The following is a 15,243-nucleotide window of genomic DNA, read 5'->3' on the forward strand; positions in this document are numbered from 1 at the left end:
TCTTCCAGGTATTCAACCACGCTCTCAAAATAACACGGAAAATTCGCCAGGAAAGAAGCTTCCTCTTCCAGGCATTCAACGCAACAACACCTCGCTCTCGCCAAGAATCCATTGCGAAAGTCGGCTTGCCAAGGGATGGGGAGTCTGACAGTTCAAAATCCTCGCGATCGGGGGGCCGGCGGGAGCAGATCTGGTGTGCCAGGCCGGCCCGGAAGGGTCGACCTGGCCTAACTAGGGAGTTCGCCAATCAATCAGAGGGCGAAGTCAGATCGATTGAGAATCAGCTTGCTGTTGAACTCGATCTGAAAATCAGCCGCACTATCTCCATTGATATCACCCTGAAGAATAGTGGAGCTGCCTGACTTGAAGAATGAAACCGAATTGGCTTCGACCGAGCGTGTCTCACCAACGAACTTGAACAACTGATCCCCGGACATTGCGGTGTTCGCATCGATCAAGCTGAGGTCGATGGTGTCCTTTCCTTGCTGGAACCATTGCACGACGTCGCGCTGGCCTGCGCCGACGCCGCTCTCCCCTGCAGCCCTGAACACGAACGTGTCTCGATCGTCGCCGCCGTGCATGAGGTCGGCACCAAAACCGCCCGTCAGGATGTCGGCGCCGCTGCCGCCTCGGATCTCGTCGTTGCCCGCGCCGCCATCCAGGCGATCGGAGCCACTGTTGCCGTGAATGAAATCGCTCCCGGCCGTACCCGTAAGCGTATCGGCCCGGTCCGTGCCGTACTGCTTGGCCATGGGGCCCGCAGGTACCGTGGGGGCCGGCTCCGAAGGAGCCGGAACCGCAGGTTCCGAAGGCGTGGGAATCACCGGGTCCAGGGGCGCCGGCTTGACGCCGCCCAGATCGGTTCCCGGAGTTTCGGGGAGCGGCGTAGTGCCCGTCCCGTCGGTGAAGGGCAGCGACCCATCGGCAAGACGATCGGCGATTCCCAAGCCAGCTTCCAGGGACGCAAAGGCGTTACTCCCGGAGCCTCCCCCGGCGTTCCACGAATTGCCAGATCCCGATCCGGAAGCCGAAATCCTGCCGGATCCGAAGGCGTCGTTGTCGTAGAAGCTGCTTGTCCCGTTGAAGAAGCCGTAATTGTAGGTGCCGTTGTCGTAAGCCGTATTCTCTCTCAGCGTGATCCCGGTTCCACGATTCTCGTCGAAACCGATCGCCGCATTTCCCCAGGCGACGTTGCCGATGACGATGTGACCGCCAGAGGAGCTACCGGTACCCTCCCGGAAACCGCCTAGCTTGAAGCCGTTGCCGTCACCCGACACGCTGCCGTCCGCCGCGTAGCCGTTCTCGAACGCCCAGTTGCCCTCGATCCGGACCGGCGCATTGCGCGTGCCGTCCTGGATATTGAAGAAGTCGAAACCGTCATCGGAGTTGCCCCAGGCGCGGTTGTCGCGCAGGACATTGCCCGCACCGGTGGTGCTGATCTGGAAGCCGTCGGCATTGTCGCCGGACAAGTCCTGATTGTCATGGGAGTCGTTGTTGAGGAAAAGATTGTTCGAACTGGCTCCGAACAAGGAGATGCCCTTGCCCTCTGAATAGGTGAGCCGGCCATTGTCGTGCACGTCGAGGCGCTCGACGATGTTGTTGTGCGACTGGTCGCGCAACACGAGGCCACCCATCGGCCCGCCGCGAATCTCAAGCCCGACGATGTGGTTCCATGAGATGCTCGAACCATCGAGCACCCAGCCGCCAGCTCCCCCGCGACCGTAATAGTCGGTCGACGTCATCTGAGACCCATCCAGGACGGGCGTCTCACCCGGGTAGTTGGAGATCGTGATCGGCGCCCCGCTGGTACCATCATTGGTCAGCTGGATGCCCTCGGTGAGCTTGTATACACCCCCGCGGAGATAGATTGTATCACCCGGCTTCGCGAGATCATGAGCATATTGCAGGGAGCCAAAAGGCCGTTCGATGGTTCCTGCCTGGCTGTCAGACCCGGTCGGCGATACGTAGTATATAGTCATGAAGTCTCTCTCCATGGATAGACATGCGAAGCCGTTCAAGCAGACACGGCTCCGCCGTGGACTAACCGATACGGTTAGTCGGCGGCTGGATTACGCAGAAGCGACAGTTTGAGAAGAGGCGCAGTTAATCTGGATGCTGCTGTCAAACTTCACAGAAACGGAGGTGATCCGCTACTTATTAGCCCAGATTTTCATTTCAACTTCCCAAGTCGTATTCAGACGGCATAAAGTCACGCGCAGCTTCACCGCAGCAACGTGGACTCGTCTCATAGCGATTTTTCGGCTCACTGATTCGCGAGGCAGCCGAAGTAGGACGGTGCGTGTATAGGTGAAAGGCGGCAGGCACGTCATAGCTTTGCCCGCCAAATCGTTGCTTTTTCCCGCCAATGTGCACCCGCAGCAAACCCCCAAGTCAGGCGTCGTCGAACCCGCCTTGCTTGAGCTCGCGCCAAAACTCCGTCGGCGTCTTGCCCGTCCATCGCTTGAACGCCCGGACCAAGGTGCTCGGCTCGCGATAGCCCAGCAGCCAGGCGAGCTGCGACATGACGATCTCGCCGTTTCGCATATATCGAACGGCAAGGGAGGCCCGCACACCGTCGAGAATGCTGCTGAAGCTCACCCCCTCCTCCGCAAGCTTCCGTGTCAGGGTGCGCGCGCTCGTTCCGAGGTCACTGGCAATGGCGTCGATGGTGACCGTCCCGTACCGAAGACGTGCGGTGATCGCCTTTTCCACGCGAAACCGCAGGGAGTCGGGTTCCGGAGCGCGCACCGTGGATCCGCGGCTCTGCAGCCGCCGTAGAAGCTGATGAAGATGCGGATCATGGGTGACGAGCGGCAAGTCGCCCACGTCCTTTCCGAATTCGAGAAGGTCCCTGTCCGCCCCGAAGACGACTTCCCGACCGAAATAGCGGTCCATCTCAGGTACCTTGCCCACTCGCAGATGGACCATGGTCGCGGAGGTTGGGATCAGCTCGCGGCTCGTAAAGTCGCGGCACTGCTTGAGAGTGCCCGTGATCCAGAACTCCGAAAAATGACGGTCCAGATGGGGATCCAAGCCTTCGTAGCTCAATTCGACAGACAGGCCACTCGTTCTGCCGCTTCGCAGCCGCACCGGCTCGTTCAGGATCGCTGAATATTCCTCTTCATTGGCGAGCGCCTGCGCCAGGGTTTCAGCAGAAGCGACTACGTAATAAATGAAACCGAGTGCACGAAAATCAAAACTCAACGCGAGGTGGAACCCAAGTAAATCATCTTTCAAGGCATCGGCTGCCAAATCAAGAAACTCAGACTGGCTACGAACAGGCATGTTCGACAACGCATCACTGGAAAGTGACGACGGCAAACCCGATTTCATTAGCAATGGCACATAATCAATATCGTTATCAGCCAGTTCTTTGGCTGCCAAAATAGTAAGAACCGCTATGTATTGATACGGACCGTTTTCGTATCCGATCACTTCAGGTTTTTGTTCTCGAATCATGCTTTCCTCATGCACGATTTTCAGCTGATTCGAACAATTATTACTTCGACTTGACCTTCATCGCAAGCAAGTGACTTATTGGCCGGCTTAGGCAGTCGAGAGCGCCCAGCAGGGTAGCCGCGCCACATCTTTCGACTTGATCATCATCAAGATGGGAGGCTGTGAAGAGCGGCGCTTACCAATCTCTGCAATACAGCTAACGGGTTTTTGTTTTTGTTTTCTTATCGATTTTATAAACTTATGACTTGAAGTATATCATTGATTTATGCTTAGTAATCCCCCCTCATTCCGACGAACTCATCACCCGCCATCTCGCCAATAACTGCTCCAGCCGCCCCATCGCGAAGCGACGCCCGCCTCGCACGGTGACAAGCTGCCGGCTCGAAGGCCCTTATGCCCGCCATGGCACGCGGGTGGCGGCGCAATCGGGACCGTCTACGCCGCCTCTGCGTTAGCCGGAAGGCCAATCTTCACTAGCAATCAAACCGGATTTCTCGCGGGGCGGATCGGACACTTTGGGAAGTGAGCGCCCCCGGCAACGAGGAAGGGCTACTTCCCACGCAACGCGAGAAGACGCCCTGACCCAGCGACGAGCTCTCCGCTCGACTATGGGATTAATCCGGTGGCGACGCGTCTTGGCCCGAATGCCGAAGCGGAAAACGCCGCCGGTCCTGACATCCTGCCCGCATCGCGGCGCCAGGCTTCGGCTGGGCGGTCGGAGCTAGCTTTGAACGCATCAATTCACTCCGGGAACTCGTCCCCCGTCTCTGCCCGACCGGCGCTTGCCGTTCGCTCGGACCGACAGCAGCCTTGGCCGCTCGTCCTGCCGGGGGAACGAGGTAAAGACGCCGATGCGCCAACTCACGGGTCTCGCCAGCCAGCAGCGACCCGATTCCAGTTCACGCCGAGAGGGTCGACATGTCTGCGAGAATTCGCCCGATCATCATGTGCGGCGGTGCCGGGACGCGGCTGTGGCCGACCTCGCGCAACTCCCTTCCCAAGCAGTTCGCCATGCTGCTCGGCGAACGCTCAACCTTCCAGGACACGGTCCTGCGCCTGCGCAACAAGCTGTTCGGCCCACCACTCGTCCTGACCAACCACAGTCACCGCGTCCTGGCCGAAAAGCAGCTGGCGGAGATCAACGCCGAGGCAGAGATCGTGCTCGAGCCTGAGCGACGGGATTCTGGTCCCGCCATCCTCGCTGGCTGCCTGATCGCGGAAGGCCAGCAGGCGAACAGCGCCGTCCTCGTCGTCGCCTCCGACCATATCGTGACCAACCGTGCCGCCTTCCGCCACGCCGTCGCCGGCGGCCTGCCCGCCGCCCATGCCGGGCGACTCGTCACCTTCGGGATCCCGGCGCAACACGCCTGCACGGATTATGGCTGGATCGAGCCAGGAATGATGCTCGAAGGAGAGGCACGATCCGTCGATTGCTTCACCGAAAAACCTGACGGGCATCGCGCGGCTGACTATCTGCGCCGAGGCTGGTTATGGAACTCCGGCAATTTCCTGTTCGGTGCGCGCAACCTGATCGAGGAGTACCGCGTCTTCGAGCCGGCGACGGTAAACGCGGTCGAAGCAGCCGTCGCGTGTGGGAGCGACGAAGGCGGCGCCTTCGCACTGGCGCTGGACGGCTTCGTCAGGGCGCAGAAGCGTTCGATCGACTTCGCCGTCATGGAACGCACTGACCGGGCCGCCGTTGTCGCGATGTCGTGCGGCTGGTCCGACATCGGGAGCTGGGATGCGCTTTGGGCCCTGAGCGATCATGACGGCAGCGGCAATGTCCGCCGCGGCAATGTCGAGCTGGTCGACGCGCATAACTGCCTGGTCTCGACCGACGGACCAATGACCTCCGTCCTCGGTGTCGAGGATCTGATCGTGGTCGCGAACCGCGACGCGGTGCTGGTCGCCGACCGCAACCGGGCGGCCGAGGTCAAGCAGGTCGTCGAACTCCTGCGCAGCAAGGGCTGCAGCCAGGCCGAGACGCATGCCAGCGTCCACTGCTCCTGGGGCTCCTATCAAATCGTCGATGCCGGCGACGGGTTCCAGGTCAAGCGCATGATCGTCGCGCCGAAAGGACGCCTCCTGCTGCAGAAGCATCGTTTCCGCTCGGAGCACTGGGTCGTGGTGCGCGGCACTGCCACCGTGACGGTCGACGAGACCGTCGGCCATTTCGGCAGGAACGAGCACATCTTCATCCCGCCTGGAGCAGTGCACCAGCTGGAGAACGGTGGCACGGAGCCGCTCGAACTCATCGAGATCCAGAACGGCAGCTATCTCGGCGAAGACGCCGTCATCCGCATCGACGAGGTTCGGCAACAGCTCTGAAAGCTATGCGCGGAGCCGGCCCGATGAGGAAGCAAGGCTCCCGATCGGCCAAAACGGAGGGATCCTTGACCAGCTCGGAGAAGCGCAGCCGGGACGATGGCAGCAAAACCCGCATCTCCCCGTCGCTGCCGGCGGTCCGGCATTCTGCCTTCACGAAACACTGGCTCGCTGTCGACGACGGCGGTGCGGAGCTGACCAAAGCTGTTTTCGGTGCGCCCGCCCGGCGGACGCCGCCGCGGCCCACCTTGAGCACGGCGCCGATGCCTCACATGCCGGCGCCTCATTCGGACGGCGCCCTTCCCTCGACACGCTTGCGGGCGACGGTGGCGCTCCTGCTGCTCGCCCTGGCCGTACTCTTCGCGCAACCCGCTGCGAGGCTGCTGGGGCTCGCAGCGCGGCCGGAAGCCTCTGGCACAGTCGAAACCTCGCGGCCCGGCAAAACCAACCCGATCAAGCCAAACGCCCGCCCCCAGGCGAAACGCGCCGGCGATGCCTGAGCGATGTCCGTCATCGCCAGCCTGAAGCAGACACTGCGCCGGACGGCCGGCCCGGCCTCGGCCAGCTGACCGGGCGTCGTCGAGCTGCGCCAGAGACTTTACGAAGCCCGCTTTCGTGCCGGCAGATATCACTGCGGCTACAACGGCAAGTACTCCAGCTTCGATGCCGCCGAGCGCGCGCTGCCGACCGGTATTTCCGGCTTCGACCATGACGCGATGGCGGACATCGACCACTACACCACCATGGCCGCCGGCATCGAGCCGATGCCGGCGGCCGAATATCCGGTCCTGTTCTGGCTGCGTGGCGCGCTCGACGAAGGCGCCCGGACGCTGCTCGACCTCGGCGGCTATGTCGGACACGCCTTCCGCCAGTACGATCGTTATCTCGCCTTCCCGGACGACTTCCGCTGGGCCGTCTTCGACCTTCCACACATCACCCGGGCCGGGCGGGCGCTCGCAGCGCAGCAGCCCACACCGCGCCTACGCTTCACCAATACGGCCGACGACAGCTGCGGCATGGACATCCTGCTCGCGGCAGGGCTCGCTGCAATACCTGCCCGAACACTACCTGCACGAACGGCTGAACGCCTGGCAAAAGCGCCCGCGGCATCTGATCGTCCAGCGCAGGCCGCTCCATGCACAGCACTCCTTCGCGACGATCCAGTCCGTGACGTAGCGGCTTGAGCGTCGCAGCCTTCGTCGGCAAGAACGGATCGCGGGACGGAACACGTGCATTGCTTCAGCAGCAGAGACGCGTCGGAAGATCACCCTTGTCCCAACCCCGTTCATGGCGGACGAACCAAGGCGTCTGAGGCGGATGGCGCTGGGCCGAGAGCGGCTCAAGAATGAACTCGAAGCATCGGGCCTCCAACCTCGCTTCGTCTGCGTTCTCGACATAGACAACGTCATCGCGAGGCCCCCCTTGCCGCATGCCTTGCTTGCGGCCGCTGCGAAACTCGATCGGCCACGCATATTCGGCGTGTCGGCGACTTCGCTCCCACACTACTATGATCTTCTGGTGTTCGAGGACGAACATCGATCATTCGAGACCCTTCTCGACGACCTTGCGAGAAACCGGATCGACATCTTCAAGTACTATCGGCTCTTCCGCTCACGGATCTATCCACACCAGCGAGCGCTCACGGACGATCGCGAGATTGTATGCGCCTCGACATTCAATGGCCTGTGCCTCTACCGCGCCGACACTTATCGCTTGAGCAGCTATCTCCAGGCCGATCCGGACATCTGCGAACATCTCGTCTTCAACCGACGTCTCGCCGCCCAGACCGGCGGGACGATGATCATCGACCCCGGCCTGGTATTGCGCACGCCCACGGACCACGCCCAGCGAAGCTTCCTGCCATTTGCCTGGCGGCGGCTCCGAAAACTCGTCGCTTTGCCATTGCATCGACGAGAGGTTCGACCAGGCCCAGTCGCTCTGTGATCGACAGTGGGTGAGCAAAAAACAGGGGGCCGAATGTGAACGGCAGTTCGCAATGCCGCCAGGCAATCTCCATGGATCCAGTGCTTCTGCCGCTCCACCGCCGAGAAATCCTCACATGATCGTGAAGATCACAACATTCTCGCCAACGAAGATGCCCGCCGGTTCGCTCCTGACGCCACGAACCCTGGGCGAACGATAGAGGCTATAAATCATTCTACAGAAAGTAGATAAATGTAATGTATCTTACTTTTATTCCATTTATATTATGCATCAACCTATCTTCAATTCAAAATAATCTCACTATACCACCCTCTAAGCCCAATTCATTTAATTTTCTTACAAATTTTCCGGTTCTCTCGTTCTCTTTTGGTTCTCACCCAGCTCGGCTCGATCACGATCCGCGCTGCCCTCATACAACCTATATTAGAATATCTGCTGTAAAAAATCCATTCAGTACAAGTTTAGCTAAATTTTGGCAGACACCATCCCAATAAGCTGCTATTATCACCCATAAGATGCGAATTTCGTGTTTTGAGATCACGTTAAACTACCTCGGCTGTCGCACCCATCGCTAGCTGCGCAGTGTTTATATCTTTCTCCCTTCGAGGAAGAATATTCGGCGCCCTCGTGGCAGGCACACACGCCATCCAGATACCCTAACGACCGTTCTATTCTAAATATTATAACGACATCTAAATTCTTTAAAATTATGGAATGCTAATACGGCCTACGTTTTAGATAGAAATTTTATCGCAAACATCGTGAATTCAGTATATAAAAACTTTGAAATTAATCCATTTAATTCAAGTTTAGACACTCATAATTCAACGACACCGGAGACTTGAAGTAGATCACATGAAACAGCACTGCCGAGAAAGGAGCCCTTCTTCCCCTGGGCACGGGAGCAATCTTCCGCGAATGCCAATGGACGCTCTTGCTGGAACAACGCCCCGCTCTGGAGGCCAGTCATCGTGACTCCATCTGCCACCAACGTGACGTCGCCGAGCATCGGCTCGCTTGACATCAAATTCGACCACCATGGTCTTTTCAACGCCCTGGTCGCCAATATGGCGGAGCTGTTGGAGACAATAGCGGGCGTCGAGGATGCATGCGTCTATGTCAGCAGCATCGCCGCGCGGTTGGGAGCCGATATCGAGAAGCAATACAAGGCGGCGCTGGGCACTCAAAACCTCAACCGCAGTCAGCTGATCGAGGTTCTGATCGATCTGAAAAACCGCGCAGGCGGGAGTTTTTCTTTGATCGAGCAAGACGAGGACCGCGTCGTATTCGGGAATTGCGCCTGCCCTCTCGGTAAGGCTGCTGCGAACCACCCGTCCCTCTGCATGCTGACCTCGAACATCTTCGGCCGGATGGCCGCCAACACGGTCGGATACGCTGCGGTGGATCTCGAGCAAACGATCGCCAGAGGGGCCCCTGGCTGCCGCGTTGTCCTTCATCTGAAGCGAACGGAATTGGGCCCCGATACGAGGGAATACTTCCGAGATGATGCATCTACAGCTTCGGCATGAACTAGACCTCGAGACCTATCTCGAGCCGTCGGTCATCGCTTTGAGCGACGGAAGTGTCCACGCGTTCAATCGCGCCGCTAGCCAGCTTCTCAATCCCGCGAGCTCGATACCCTCGCTGCTCGATCTGTGCGCGAGCGGGGTCGAGACCTTGCAGACCTATCTTCGCGCCTGCTCAGGCTCACGCCAGCCATTGATCGAACGGATCAGTTTTGACGGACCGGACGGTACCACCGACTATCGCTGCTTCGGCAATGTGCTGGTACCCCGACGCCGAAGCCGCCAAGCCACGCTTCTTCTACGTCTGTTCCCGCTACTTGACCCACGGTTTTCCGCGGCGGCGGAGCGGATACGGCGTTTGACGGCGGAGCGGCAGCAACGCGTTGCCGTGCAGCAATTCGACGAGTTGCGCAGTGACCGCCTGCGGCTGGTCGAGCAGTATTGCTTCGTCGCTGAAGCGCTGCGCGTCGTCGAGGCGCGAACGCACGAACTGCAGGACGAGATCAATCACATTCGCTGTGACGAGCGCGAACGCATCGCGCGTGACCTGCATGATCATACCGGGCAGGAGATGGCCGTCGTCCTTGCAGAACTACGGGTCTTGCAGAATAGAGCGAAAGGTCCCGCAAAAAAAAGTCTCGAAGAAATCGTCGAGCACGTCGCCGGGATCGGGCGCAAGATCCATCATGCTGTCGTCAATGGGCGGCCTCGTATCATCGAAGAGCTCGGCTTTGCCCGCGCCATCGAATCCATGGTGGCATCGGTCGCAGTCGATGGCAGACTTGGTTTCTCCTTCAAGACGAAGGGGAACGAGCCAGGCCCGCTGCCAATCGACATCGAGAACGCACTGTATCGGGTGTCTCAGGAAGCCCTGACGAACGTGCTCAAGCACGCGCTCGGCGCCCGGAAAGTCGACGTCGTCCTGGAATTTGCCGATGCCTCCATCTCGCTGACGATAGCCGATGACGGCGTCGGCCTTTCTGCAGAAGCGGTGCTACCGGAAGGGAGCGACGCTGCCGGCATCGGACTCCGCGGAATGCGGCAACGCCTGGCTGACATCGGCGGGGCGCTGGCGATCGGCCCGCGCTTCGGCAAGGGCACGATCGTCACCGCGACTGCTCCGTTGGTCTGCGACTTGCTTGGAGGTGCCCCGTCATGACGGCACGTCTCATCCTGGTCGATGACCACCCGGTTGTACTCGCCGGCCTGCAGGCCCTCGTGCTCGGTTTGCCCGATCTCGAACTCGTCGGAAAGGCGACCTGTGCATCTGAGGCGCTCGCGCTCGTCCGCGGCCAAAGCCCCGACATCGTCGTGCTCGACATGGGATTGCCAGGTATGAGCGGTTTGATGCTGGCCGAGCGCATCCTCGAAGGGGCGCCCGATACGCGGATCGTCATGCTGACCCACTACGAGGAGCCGAGTTATGTCCAGAAGGCGCTGAGGATCGGCATTTGTGGCTATGTCCTCAAAGCTTCAGCAAGCGAAAAGGTCGCACAGGCGATCAGAACTGTGCTGAGCGGCGGCGTCTATATCGATTCCGATCTGGAAGACTTCCGTTCGGAATGGATTCGCAAGCTTTGTCCGGCCTCCGGTTCGGCCCCGGCAACCGCGAGCGGCACGCTGACCTATCGTGAGACGCAGGTCCTGCGCCTTGCCGCCGTCGGCCACTCCAACAAGGAGATCGCCCGGCGCGTCGGCCTCGGCATCAAATCGGTCGAAACCTACCGCTACAGAGCCTGCAAGAAGCTGATGCTGCACTCGCGCCTCGACATCATCAGATATGGCGCCAGTCATGGCTGGATCCTCGACGTCTGACAGTAGTGACTATGCCATCAGCGGGCTGAGCTGCCGCATTCGGCCCTGCGTGGAGTACTCAACTTGGCGCGGCCACAACAATAATAGCCAAGCGCCACCTAACCACATCTCCCGAAGAGCGTAGCGACTTGAAGAACCGTTGCCGCTACGAAATGCGGGGGCTCAGAAGCCTGCGCTTGAGGGCCGCCTGCGACCAGCAGAGCCCACCCGCGCGGTCGCGTCCCTCGTTGCAAAGGCGAGCAGACCGGCGGCGCAGACATGACCAGGATCCTCGTTGCCGACGAACATGCGCTTTACCGCACGGGTCTGCGCACGATTCTGCAGGCTGCGCTGCCAGACGCCGAGTTTCTGGAAGCTCCAGATTTCGAAGGCCTGATGCGCTGCCTGATGGAAGATCAGCCGATCCATCTCGTGCTGGTCAGTCTGCGCATGACCGGCTCCACCGAACCGCAGATCATCTGGGACTTCAAGCGAGCCTCGACGACGACGCGTTACATCGTCATCTCGAGCAATGGTACCTTCGATCAGGTCCTCCACTATATCGCGGAAGGATTTCACGGCTTCATTTCGAAACTGCAACGGGATGACGAGATCGTTGAAGCGGTCCGGGAAGTTCTCGCCGGACGTCTCGCGGTCCCGCGCGGATTAACGTCATTCGGGTCTACAATAGAGATGCATAGCGCTCGCGAAGCACCGCAGCGCCGCGCCGGGCCGCAGCAGGCCCCATTCGGGCTGACGCGCCGGCAGAAAGATGTCCTGGCACTGCTGGCCGATGGGCTTTCGAACCGGGAAATCGCCCAGGCACTCCACATTGCCGAGCCAACGGCAAAAATTCACGTCTCGGCGTTGATGCGCGCTCTCAATGTCCGCAACCGTACCGAAGCGGCTGTGCTCGCTAAGGACCTGCTTCGTATCCTCAGAGTCGATCCGACAGGTTGAAACCGCTCGCCTGAGATCGAAATCAGCAGCCAAATACAGCTTTCGTTGTAAGGATTATCCTGACGGGATAGTAATTTTCCCGACAAGACGGATGCATCCGAATGAACTAATTATTAACGATGAAATTCTGGTTGCTCGCATCCCGTTGCGTCATCCAGTGCTCATAATTGATTAGGCCAAGCGTACCTTACCTGAAGGTTTCTCTAACAACGCGGTGGAATATTTTCGCTGAGGCAATGGCGAGCTGACGCTCCCTGTTGCGCTCGTTGAGACAGTTTTGTGCCGAGTAGAAGGGGAGTAACGATGCCTGAAATCATCGAAACCACTGTACTGAGCGACAACGCCCTGCTTCGGGAAGGCATAACCAAATTATTGGATGGCGCACGCTTCCATGTAAGCCAGAGAACGACGAGTTGCGATCTCTACAGGCCGGAAGTCAGCCAGCAAATCCCCGACCTTTTCATCGTCGTGATCGACGACATGTCGTGCTCGATCGTCGGCGATATCAAAAGGCAGTTCAAGAGCGCCAAGATCGTGGCACTCGCCCTCCGCGACAGCCGCGAGCTGATGCGTCGCGCCATCCAGCTCGGCGCAGTGGGCTATCTCGTCGAATCCATTTCGGCACAAGATCTCATCACGTCACTGGAAGTCGTCATCGCCAACGGCGCCGTCTTCCCGCCCGAACTTCTGTCACAACTCTCCGAGATCGCAGTCGAGCCGCAGCGCCTCCTCCAGGGCGTGCAAAGGCGGGCAGACGGCTCGCCATTCCAGGGCCTTTCGGCCCGCGAGGTGAGCATCCTTGAGGGGCTGATGCTGGGCGAATCCAACAAGGTGATCGCGCGCAAACTGGAGATCGCCGAAGCCACGGTGAAGGTCCACGTCAAGGCGATCCTGCGAAAGGTCCGCGTCAGGAACCGTACCCAGGCGGCCATGTGGGCGATGCAGAACGCAGTGACTAGGATTCCGGTGGCCGAAGAGTCCGGCGCAGCTGAAGACGAGCATCTGCCGATGATCGCTGCGAGACAGGAAGTGGCGAACTCGCCGCGGTTCTCGTGAACAAACCGGCCTCAGCGGCGAAGCTGCATCCATGATCGCGACAATCGTGACCCCGACGCTGAACGCCGTCGACTATCTGAAGGAATGCATCGAGTCCGCGCGCCGCAATGCGACGCGCGACATCGAGATCGAGCATGTGATCGTCGATGGCGGCAGCAGCGACGGCACCGTCGAGCTCGCCCGCAGCTACGGGCTGCGTGTGATGCAGGGCAAGGACAGCGGCATCTTCGACGCCATCAACAAGGGGTCCTTCAACTCGTCAGGAGAGTTGCTGGGCGAAGTCCTTGACGGCGAGGACTGCACGCTCAGCTTCGAGCGTTGAGTTGAGCGCAATCAGGCTTGCGACCGCAAGATGCACCGCCATGACGATGATGAGAGCGATGGCCATCAGCACGTCCCCAGCGGATTGTCCGCCAGCCGATCGACTGATCTGACGCTAGAGCCTCGATTATCTCCATCAATGACAAATAGAGATATCTCTACGACCCATTGGAATTAGTGCGTCTGAGCAACGAGCGGTCAGCCCCGTACGCCAGCATGACGGGCAGCGTAATTGCTGCCGCCCCAGGCTATTCCCGGGCTTTGCGCCTCATTCCCACTCGATTGTGCCGGGCGGTTTTGAGGTCACGTCATAGACCACCCGGTTGATGCCCTTGACCTCGTTGATGATCCGGGTCGCGGTGCGGCCGAGGAAAGCCATGTCGTAGGGGTAGAAATCGGCCGTCATGCCGTCGACGGAGGTCACCGCGCGCAAAGCGCAGACATGGTCGTAGGTGCGGTAATCGCCCATCACGCCGACGGTACGCACCGGCAGCAGCACGGCAAAAGCCTGCCAGATCACGTCATAGAGCCCGGCCTTGCGGATCTCCTCGAGATAGATCGCGTCAGCCTTGCGCAGGATGTCGAGCTTCTCCCTGGTGATCTCGCCGGGGCAGCGGATGGCGAGGCCCGGCCCCGGGAAGGGATGGCGACCGACGAAGGCCTCGGGCAGACCAAGCTCGCGGCCGAGCACACGGACCTCATCCTTGAACAGCTCGCGCAGCGGCTCGACGAGCTTCATCTTCATGCGTTCAGGCAGGCCGCCGACATTGTGGTGGCTCTTGATCGTCACCGAAGGCCCGCCGGAGAAGGAGACGCTCTCGATCACGTCGGGATAGAGCGTGCCCTGGGCGAGGAAATCGGCGCCGCCGAGCTTGGCAGCCTCGGCGTCGAAGACGTCGATGAAGAGCCGGCCGATGGTCTTGCGCTTGGCCTCCGGATCGGCGCCGCACTTGGCGAGCTCGGAGAGGAAAAGCTCTTCGGCTTCAACATGGACCAGCGGGATGTTGTAGTGGTCACGGAAGAGACGCACGACCTCCTCGGCCTCGTTCATCCGCATCAGGCCATGGTCAACGAAGACGCAGGTGAGCTGGTCGCCGATCGCCTCATGGATCAGCACGGCCGCCACCGCGGAGTCGACGCCGCCGGAGAGCCCGCAGATCACCCGCCCCGTGCCGACCTGGTCGCGAATCTTCTTCTGCATCTCGGCGCGATAGGCCGACATGCTCCAGTCGGGCTTGCAGCCGCAGATGTCGACGACGAAGTTGCGCAGCAGCTTGCCGCCGTCCGGGGTGTGCACGACCTCGGGGTGGAACATGGTCGAGTAGAAGCGCCTGTCCTCGTCGCTCGCCACCGCATAGGGCGCGTTCTCCGAGGTCGCCTTGACGGTGAAACCGGCGGGCAGCTGGGTGACGCGATCGCCATGGCTCATCCAGACCGGATAGCGCCCGCCCTCCTCCCAGACGCCTTCGAACAGGGCCGACGGCGTGACGATCTCGACATCGGCGCGGCCGAATTCGGCGGCATGCCCGCCTTCGACCCTGCCGCCGAGCTGATGGGCCATGGTCTGCTGGCCATAGCAGATGCCGAGCACCGGCAAGCCTGAGGAGAACACCTCCTGCGGCGCACGCGGCGAGCCCTCATCCGGCACCGAGGCCGGACCGCCGGAGAAGATCACGCCCTTGGGCTTCATCCGGGCAAAGGCTTCCGAGGCCGACTGGAACGGCGCAATCTCGCAGTAGACGCCAATTTCGCGCACCCGGCGCGCAATCAGCTGCGTCACCTGACTGCCGAAGTCGATGATCAGGATGGAGTCGTGGGGGACGGTGTTTTGGGGCTGGGCGCTCATCGCGCCCGGTTA

At 60.3% G+C, this 15,243-nt stretch carries 13 protein-coding genes; 10 read left to right on the forward strand and 3 right to left on the reverse strand.

Annotation, left to right across the window (positions count from 1 at the left end):
* Window positions 1-251 precede the first annotated feature (251 nt).
* Together BLM15_RS08150 and BLM15_RS08155 are read right to left on the reverse strand one after the other, a co-directional pair.
* The gene (locus BLM15_RS08150) at window positions 252-1,979 is read right to left on the reverse strand and encodes a calcium-binding protein (protein ID WP_164547438.1); all 1,728 of its coding nucleotides are present in this window, start codon (window positions 1,977-1,979) and stop codon (window positions 252-254) included.
* 412 nt (window positions 1,980-2,391) lie between these two features.
* Complete coding sequence (locus BLM15_RS08155) at window positions 2,392-3,459, reverse strand: AraC family transcriptional regulator (RefSeq protein ID WP_126112042.1); 1,068 nt, start codon at window positions 3,457-3,459, stop codon at window positions 2,392-2,394.
* A gap of 918 nt (window positions 3,460-4,377) precedes the next feature.
* Here BLM15_RS08155 and BLM15_RS08160 point away from each other — a divergent pair.
* The 10 genes from BLM15_RS08160 to BLM15_RS08205 all read left to right on the forward strand — a co-directional run bounded on the left by BLM15_RS08160 (window position 4,378) and on the right by BLM15_RS08205 (window position 13,386).
* Complete coding sequence (locus tag BLM15_RS08160) at window positions 4,378-5,787, forward strand: mannose-1-phosphate guanylyltransferase/mannose-6-phosphate isomerase (RefSeq protein ID WP_126112044.1); 1,410 nt, start codon at window positions 4,378-4,380, stop codon at window positions 5,785-5,787.
* A 269-nt stretch (window positions 5,788-6,056) separates the two neighbouring features.
* Window positions 6,057-6,284, forward strand: coding sequence for a hypothetical protein (locus BLM15_RS08165; RefSeq protein ID WP_126112046.1), 228 nt, complete (start codon window positions 6,057-6,059; stop codon window positions 6,282-6,284).
* 192 nt (window positions 6,285-6,476) lie between these two features.
* A complete protein-coding gene (locus BLM15_RS08170) occupies window positions 6,477-6,968 on the forward strand; it encodes a methyltransferase, TIGR04325 family (protein WP_236846704.1) in 492 nt (163 codons plus the stop codon).
* Window positions 6,969-7,071: 103 nt separating this feature from the next.
* A complete protein-coding gene (locus BLM15_RS08175) occupies window positions 7,072-7,728 on the forward strand; it encodes a glycosyltransferase family 2 protein (protein WP_126112050.1) in 657 nt (218 codons plus the stop codon).
* A 971-nt stretch (window positions 7,729-8,699) separates the two neighbouring features.
* Entirely contained in the window at window positions 8,700-9,257 is a 558-nt protein-coding gene (locus BLM15_RS08180; protein ID WP_126112052.1) for a methanogen output domain 1-containing protein, read from the forward strand.
* Window positions 9,232-10,413: a sensor histidine kinase gene (locus BLM15_RS08185; RefSeq protein WP_126112054.1), complete on the forward strand. Its 1,182-nt coding sequence runs from the start codon at window positions 9,232-9,234 to the stop codon at window positions 10,411-10,413. Before BLM15_RS08180 ends, BLM15_RS08185 begins: the two co-directional genes overlap by 26 nt.
* Window positions 10,410-11,069, forward strand: coding sequence for a response regulator (locus tag BLM15_RS08190; RefSeq protein WP_126112056.1), 660 nt, complete (start codon window positions 10,410-10,412; stop codon window positions 11,067-11,069). Before BLM15_RS08185 ends, BLM15_RS08190 begins: the two co-directional genes overlap by 4 nt.
* 258 nt (window positions 11,070-11,327) lie before the next feature.
* Window positions 11,328-12,008, forward strand: coding sequence for a LuxR C-terminal-related transcriptional regulator (locus tag BLM15_RS08195; RefSeq protein ID WP_126112058.1), 681 nt, complete (start codon window positions 11,328-11,330; stop codon window positions 12,006-12,008).
* Between the two features lie 303 nt (window positions 12,009-12,311).
* Window positions 12,312-13,064, forward strand: a complete 753-nt coding sequence (locus tag BLM15_RS08200; RefSeq protein WP_126112060.1) for a response regulator transcription factor — start codon at window positions 12,312-12,314, stop codon at window positions 13,062-13,064.
* Window positions 13,065-13,095: 31 nt separating this feature from the next.
* Complete coding sequence (locus BLM15_RS08205; protein ID WP_126112062.1) at window positions 13,096-13,386, forward strand: glycosyltransferase; 291 nt, start codon at window positions 13,096-13,098, stop codon at window positions 13,384-13,386.
* 267 nt (window positions 13,387-13,653) lie between these two features.
* Here the strand turns inward: BLM15_RS08205 and guaA are convergent, their stop codons facing one another.
* Entirely contained in the window at window positions 13,654-15,231 is a 1,578-nt protein-coding gene (guaA, locus tag BLM15_RS08210) for a glutamine-hydrolyzing GMP synthase (protein ID WP_126112064.1), read from the reverse strand.
* Window positions 15,232-15,243 lie beyond the last annotated feature (12 nt).

Origin of the sequence: Bosea sp. Tri-49, from assembly GCF_003952665.1 — a bacterium.
Classification (GTDB): domain Bacteria; phylum Pseudomonadota; class Alphaproteobacteria; order Rhizobiales; family Beijerinckiaceae; genus Allobosea.